Origin of the sequence: Halomonas sp. TP35, from assembly GCF_052375975.1 — a bacterium.
Lineage (GTDB): Bacteria > Pseudomonadota > Gammaproteobacteria > Pseudomonadales > Halomonadaceae > Vreelandella > Vreelandella citrativorans.
In genome coordinates, this window is record NZ_JBQSUZ010000011.1 from 107810 (window position 1) to 114545 (window position 6736).

At 51.9% G+C, this 6736-nt stretch carries 7 protein-coding genes; 6 read left to right on the forward strand and 1 reads right to left on the reverse strand.

Annotated features, from left to right (window positions below; all coding sequences use genetic code 11):
* Positions 1 to 167 precede the first annotated feature (167 nt).
* Genes ACT3RU_RS13315 through ACT3RU_RS13330 form a run of 4 tightly spaced genes read left to right on the forward strand, consistent with a single transcriptional unit; the run spans position 168 to position 3464 of the window.
* Positions 168 to 1103 (forward strand): ABC transporter ATP-binding protein, encoded by a 936-nt coding sequence (locus tag ACT3RU_RS13315; RefSeq protein ID WP_483392725.1) that lies wholly within the window; start codon positions 168 to 170, stop codon positions 1101 to 1103.
* Entirely contained in the window at positions 1100 to 1861 is a 762-nt protein-coding gene (locus tag ACT3RU_RS13320) for an ABC transporter permease (protein WP_483392726.1), read from the forward strand. The genes ACT3RU_RS13315 and ACT3RU_RS13320 overlap by 4 nt, the downstream gene beginning before the upstream one ends.
* Before the next feature lie 58 nt (positions 1862 to 1919).
* The gene (yejK, locus tag ACT3RU_RS13325; protein ID WP_483392727.1) at positions 1920 to 2924 is read left to right on the forward strand and encodes a nucleoid-associated protein YejK; all 1005 of its coding nucleotides are present in this window, start codon (positions 1920 to 1922) and stop codon (positions 2922 to 2924) included.
* A 36-nt stretch (positions 2925 to 2960) separates the two neighbouring features.
* On the forward strand, positions 2961 to 3464 hold the full coding sequence (locus ACT3RU_RS13330; protein WP_483392728.1) for a tellurite resistance TerB family protein: 504 nt from the start codon (positions 2961 to 2963) through the stop codon (positions 3462 to 3464).
* 17 nt (positions 3465 to 3481) lie between these two features.
* On the opposite strand, the gene ACT3RU_RS13335 is transcribed toward ACT3RU_RS13330, so the two are convergent.
* On the reverse strand, positions 3482 to 4492 hold the full coding sequence (locus tag ACT3RU_RS13335) for a serine hydrolase domain-containing protein (protein ID WP_483392729.1): 1011 nt from the start codon (positions 4490 to 4492) through the stop codon (positions 3482 to 3484).
* Between the two features lie 204 nt (positions 4493 to 4696).
* Here ACT3RU_RS13335 and ACT3RU_RS13340 point away from each other — a divergent pair, with 204 nt between their 5' ends.
* Together ACT3RU_RS13340 and ACT3RU_RS13345 are read left to right on the forward strand one after the other, a co-directional pair.
* Positions 4697 to 4993, forward strand: a complete 297-nt coding sequence (locus ACT3RU_RS13340; protein WP_087111202.1) for a helix-turn-helix domain-containing protein — start codon at positions 4697 to 4699, stop codon at positions 4991 to 4993.
* Entirely contained in the window at positions 4990 to 5115 is a 126-nt protein-coding gene (locus ACT3RU_RS13345; protein WP_483392730.1) for a hypothetical protein, read from the forward strand. The genes ACT3RU_RS13340 and ACT3RU_RS13345 overlap by 4 nt, the downstream gene beginning before the upstream one ends.
* The last annotated feature ends 1621 nt before the right edge of the window (positions 5116 to 6736 follow it).

Sequence of the window (6736 nt, forward strand, 5' to 3'; positions counted from 1 at the left end):
GCCGTGCAATACGATAAGACGTCTGCATGGCTATTGTCGCTTTGGCATTCGGTCCTGCCTGAAAAGCGCTTATGCTCGGTCACTTTTCAGACAGAATCGCATGTTTAATCTCGCGTTAAATCGCCTCCAGCGTCGTGGCGTTTACGTTGCGGTGTGAGGAGAAAACCATGATCGACCCAATTATTTCGATTAACGGCCTGAATAAAACCTACGAAGGCGGCTTTCAAGCGCTCTCGCGGGTGGACCTCACCATTCAGCGTGGTGAGATTTTTGCGCTGCTTGGCCCCAATGGGGCAGGCAAAACCACGCTGATCAGCGTGGTGTGTGGGCTAGTAAACCCGACCCAGGGCGAGGTGGTGATTGACGGCTTTAATAGCGTTAGTCAGTACCGCCAGGCGCGTGAGCGTATCGGCCTGGTGCCTCAGGAGTTGACCAATGAAGCCTTTGAAACGGTGTGGAATACGGTCAGTTTTAGCCGTGGCCTGTTCGGTAAAGCGCCTGCCCCTGCCCACATTGAAAAAGTGCTTAAGTCCTTGGCGTTATGGGATAAACGTCATAACCGCTTAATGACCCTTTCCGGCGGCATGAAGCGCCGCGTGTTGATTGCCAAAGCGCTCTCTCACGAGCCGCGTATTCTATTTTTGGATGAGCCGACGGCGGGTGTCGATGTTGAGCTGCGCCGGGATATGTGGGAAGTGGTTCGCGGGCTGCGCGAAAGTGGCGTCACGATTATTCTCACCACCCACTATATTGAAGAAGCCGAAGAGATGGCCGACCGCATCGGGGTGATTAATCGAGGTGAAATCGTGCTGGTGGAAGAGAAAGCGGCCTTGATGCAAAAGTTGGGTAGCAAGCAGTTAATCCTTCAACTGCAAACGCCGTTAAAGGCGCTACCAGCCGCCTTACAGCAAACGGCGTTAAGCCTGACCGCCGATGGGCATGAGTTGGTGTACACCTATGATGGCCGTCAGGATCAAGAGGGCCACAAAATATCAGCGCTGTTAGCTAATCTTGAGCGTGAAGGCATCGCCTTTAGAGACCTGCATACACGGCAGAGTTCGCTTGAGGATATTTTCGTCGACTTGGTTAAGGAGCGTGCATGAACCTGTATCCTGTTCGCGCCATTTACATGGCAGAAATGGCGCGTACGCGGCGCACGTTATTGCAAAGCATTGTGTCGCCGGTTATTTCAACCTCGCTCTACTTTGTGGTGTTCGGCGCGGCCATCGGTTCACGTATCAGTGAGATTGATGGGGTCAGTTACGGCGCCTTTATCGTGCCTGGGCTGATTATGCTCATGCTGCTGACCCAAAGCGTGTCCAACGCCTCCTTCGGGATTTTCTTTCCCAAGTTTTCGGGCAGTATCTATGAGATTTTATCGGCGCCCATTTCCTATCCTGAAATAGTGATTGGCTACGTGGGAGCGGCAGCCTCAAAGTCGATTCTATTGGGGCTGATCATTCTTGGGACATCGAGTTTTTTTGTGCCGCTGGAAATTGCGCACCCCTTCTGGATGCTGACGTTTCTGGTGCTCACCGCCGTCACGTTTAGTTTGCTGGGGTTCATTATCGGCATTTGGGCGGATGGCTTCGACAAGCTGCAGCTTGTGCCCTTGCTGATCATTACGCCGCTGACCTTTCTGGGTGGCAGTTTCTACTCGATAGATATGTTGCCCCCTTTCTGGCAGACCGTCACGCTTGCCAACCCCGTGGTGTATCTGGTCAGCGGCTTTCGGTGGAGCTTCTACGGGATTAGCGATGTCAGTGTGGTGGCCAGTGTGGCCATGATCAGCCTGTTTTTACTAGCGAGCCTGGCCACTATCGCGTGGATATTTCGTACCGGCTATCGCCTGAAACCCTAACGCGCAGTATTTTTTTGCATAGCACTTCTTTTTATTGACGCCAGGAGCCAAGGCCCTTATGCCACTACTGCAAAGCATTGTTCACCGCTTGGACCCTTCGCTTGACGGTGAACGCTTAACGCTTACCGCCGCGCCATCGCTTGCCCAAAGTGATGACCCGGCCATGACAAGCCTGGTGAATACGCTGAACGACACGTATAACACCAAGGCTAAAGGTTGGGGGCGCTTTGCTGAAGAGGGCGAGCAGGCTGGCCCACTACTTGCTTGGCTGCGGGATTATATGGCGGGTGCCCAGGACTTTACCCAGCTTTCGACCGCAATTGCTGAGCGCCTGGCGCGTGAGCTACAAGAGCAGCTATCCGTCAGTGGCTATTTGCTGCTTGCGCACATGCGCCAGGGGGATACCGAAACGCTATTTATCGCGTTGGTACATCAGCGTGAAGGTATTGGCATTAACCAGGCTCACCAGGCCGTGCCTGCCGCGCAGCTTAATACCAGCCAGCTTACCTTGGCGGCACGGGTCAATTTAACCCAGTGGCAGAGCGAGTCGCCTGGCGCGCAGTACGTCTCTTTCTTGAAAGATCGTGGCGGTAAAAAGCTTGCCGAAGGCATGGTAGCCCTGTTGGGCATGGAAGAAGGGATTGATGCGCCCGCTGAAACCCGCACGCTGCTCAAGGCCTTCAGCGACTATGTGGAAAAAGAGGATTTCGACGACGAGGTGAGTCGAGAAAAAACCGACACGCTGGTGGACTACGCCAATGAACAGCTTCGCCGTGGCGAGCCAATGACCTTGGAAGAGCTTTCTGGGCTGGTGGACGAACAGCAGCCGAAAGCCTTTTACGACCATATTCGCAACGCCGATTACGGGCTTTCACCGGAGATTCCCCCCGATAAGCGCACCTTAAGCCAGTTCCGCCGCTTTACCGGCCGAGCGGGCGGTGTCTCGATTAGTTTTGACTCCCACCTGCTGGGCTCAAGCATCGAGTACGACGCCACTCAAGATCGCCTGATTATCAAGCAAGTGCCCAAGCAGTTAAGAGAGCAGCTTACCAAGAAGGATTGAGGTAAGGACGATGCTGTAGCAACCCAGGAGCCCCTTATGCTGAACGCTATTAGTGATTTCTTCCAGCGCACGCTTGCGCAGCCCGAGCAGCGCGAAAATCAAACGCTCACCCTGGAACTGGCCACCGCAGCACTACTGTGTGAAATCGTCCGCGCCGATTACGACACCACCAATGAAGAGCTTGCCGCGCTGCGTCTTATGCTTACCGAGCGCTACCAGCTCAGCACAAGCGATGTAGAAGAGCTGATGACGTTGGCACAAGCAGAAGTGGATGAGGCCGTCGATCATTACCAGTTTGTGAGCCTAATCAAAGAGCACTATCACTACGACCAGCGCTGCGAGCTGGTGGCGCTGATGTGGCAACTGGCGTGGGCAGACGGCAGCGTTGACCCGCTTGAAGAGCACCGTATTCGGCGGCTGGCCGATTTACTGCATGTTAGCCACAGTGATTTTATTCGCACCAAGCTACAGGTTGAAGTACAGGTTGAAGAGCGCCGAACAGCGCAAGATGGGCCTGAACGAGGCGGCGTATCTCACTAACATATTAGTTTCCTGCGTTACTGTTCTTCAGGTGCGCTGAGCAGGCCCTCGACCAAGCGATGCAGCTGTTGCTGAAACTGGCCGCCTGGGGAGGGCGGCGTGGGGTCTGCGGTGATCACAACGGTCATATCGCGTTCAGGGATCACGTACAGCGCTTGTCCGCCATAGCCACGCCCGTAGTACACCGCCTCCCCCGCGAGTTCGGTAATAAACCAGCCATATCCATAGCCATCACCCGTCCAGGCAGAGATACCACGGGGTGTCCATGAAGCCTCCACCCACCCCTCTGGCAATAGCCGCACGCCCTCCATCACGCCGTCGTTACGATAAAGCTCACCCACCTCCATTAACACGCGTGGCGAAAGTTGCATATTGTTGCCGCCAAAATAAATGCCTTGCGGGTCACGCGGCCATACGGGAATCGAAATAGTAAGCGGCTCCCCCAACAGGCGTTGTGCGAGCACATGCGTGGTTTCACCGCTTGTCTGAGTAAGGGCTGCGGAAAGCAGGTGGCTAGTGCCGGTGGAGTACAGCATCCGCCCGCCGGGTTCATCGACAAATGGGCGAGTAAGGGCATCGTTAACCCAGTTTGAGCTTGCCACCCAAGCACTGTAGTTAGCGCCGGATGTACGCTCAAGCCCCGCCTGCTGAGCCAACAAATGCCCTACGGTAATGTCTTCCACGCGCGGGTCCAGCCCGGCGGGCAATGGCTCACCCAGGAGCGTTACCAAGCGCTGCTCAGTGGATTCAATAATGCCCTCTTCAATGGCTGCGCCTGTTATCGCCGCCAGCACCGTTTTGGAAAGTGACTTGATATTGGCAGGCTGCGCAACGCCGGGGCCACCCTGGTGAAGCTCGTGGATAATCTCGCCGTCGTAAGCGACCACAACGTTGTGAAGGCGGTTTAATTGGCGGGCTTGCTGATCCAGCGCCTGGAGTGCATGCGCAGAAGGTTCATTAGCGGCTGCATAGGCGGTGGGTAGCAATGAAGTAACCGCTAATGAAACAAGCAAAGCAGTGGCGCGCATCACAACACCTTCGGTATAAGTGGCAAAGGTTCGAGGTTTAGAAGTGAGAGAGGTTCCACCATACACAGACGCTAAAATTAAAGTGCGATAGCACTCTCTAGATATAAAGCTAATCGAATAATTATTAAAGGTTATATTTGAGCTTTTAAAGTCAATTTTAGTCTATAATGGGTTATAAATAGCCCATTATGTAGAGGTTTTTTTATGGCCCTTACTCACTCCTTGCTTGCTCCTGGCGAACTGTCTCAGCAGGTCGGTGCCAATGCACGAGAAGCACGATTGGCGAAGAACCTCTCCCGTAAAACCTTGGCGCAGATGACGGGTGTTTCCGAGTCCACCATTAAACGGTTCGAATCCAGTGGGCAAATAACCCTCGATATCTTGGTGCTCATTGCCACGGCGCTGGGCGCCACACGCCAAATTGCCGAGCTATTCACATATGAGCATCCCATATCACTTGAAGAGATCAAGCAGGCAGGGCGTGTTCGGGGGCGAAAATGAAGCGTATCAACACCGTAGAGGTGCTGTTAGCAGATAACCGTGTGGGTGAGCTGGTCGCTAGCCGACAGGGCACCTACTTTGCTTATGACCCTCAGTGGGTGGCGGAGGGCGGAGGGCTTTAATTTATGACCTAACTTACGCCCCTGTTCGGAGCTATGCAGACGAGCATACAACATCTTTCAGTGGGGCAGGTTTGGCTACGCGTAAAAAACTCAAACAGGTGTGTGCTCCCTTCAGGTACTTAACCCCGGATCTCTATATTGAGCAAGCCCTTGATGCTTTATCCGAATGGTCGTCCCTTTGCTGTGAATTGGAAATCGATACCCAGCAACAGAAAGTGATTCAGCGAGCATTCGACGAGAACCGCCAACGTCTCGGATAACGCTAGCCATGCGGCCACGCAAACCCAGCCACCTTCTACCTTCTGGTAGGGAAATGCAGAGCATTACGCAAAAAGTTGAAAAGCCTGCTAGGCTTTAATCGTTACTGGGCGTAAGCAACCCTTTGATTTCAACCAAAACGCAAACCAGCAAGGAGTGCCAACATGCGTAATATTATCTATATCGTAGGCCTAATCGTCGTTGTGCTGTTTATCCTTTCACTGCTCGGCCTGCGCTAACGCCAGCGACCGCCAGCACGCCCGCAGATTTCCCCTGCGGGCTTTTTACGCACCCGCTTACGCAATCTTGTGACAAAAGTGACGCGGTAAGCACGACACAAGCGTTATTAACCTCGCTCTTCAAACAAACATTTCATATAGCGACCATCGCCGCATCACTGCCATAACCCAGCGGCTATAGGCATTAAACGTAGCCGCGTGCCTGCCTCGAATAGCTGTTATCGCTCAGTAAAAAAGTGCTGGGCCACCGGAATGTGCGCAAAGCCGTCACCGGTATCGCAAGGCGAGTTCTATTACTTAGAGCAGCAGTAGCAAAGGCCAAGTTGAGCGCTGAAGATACCCATTTTGGAGCATTGTAAATACCGATAGCCCAAGGCTGAGGCCGAAGAGGTCGATTAATAATGTTGCAGAAAAAAACAAAACTTCACAAACGCGACGGATTAAGCAGGCATACTAAAAGCCAAAGTATGGTGTAGATATGTTTTTTGCTGACGGTAAGGCGTTGTATAATTATCCAGGATGTTTTTTCTATTAAAAATCAAATGAATAGTGTTTTTTGTAACGCGCCAAGGGGATAAGTAAGCGATGCAGTATATCGTTACTATATAAGATATTTTGTCGAAAATGGGTATGTCGTTAATTTTTGTTAAATAAAAAATTAACACAGAAAATGTCTGATATTAATCAGTTAAGCTCATGTTTTTTATCGAGGATCGTTTTTAAGTGGCGGCGTTTTAATGGTTCAAACGTTTGCTTTAAAGGTGGTTAGTGGCAGGCTGCCGCCACAGGGGGATGATTGATTTTAACCGATAAAAAAGCAGTAATAGCTGTGCGGTACCGTTGATAGCCGCAAAATAGTGAATGATGTAGCGATAAAGAGGGGTGGCGTGCTGGATATGAATAAAATGTCTTTAAACGTTGCAAACGAACCTGAAGCATCTAAAAAACGCTAACGAGTACAAAAAGTGAAACAAACACAAGGAATACTCTTTTCCGCATACGTAAAGAGGATGAAAGAATGATTTTTTTCAGTAAAGCCTTTTCAGAAGAGGTAAAGGACGTATCAGAAGGGCAGTGTCATCAAGCTCTCTCGAGTTCCCAGTTATTGCAACTAGAAAGGCTAG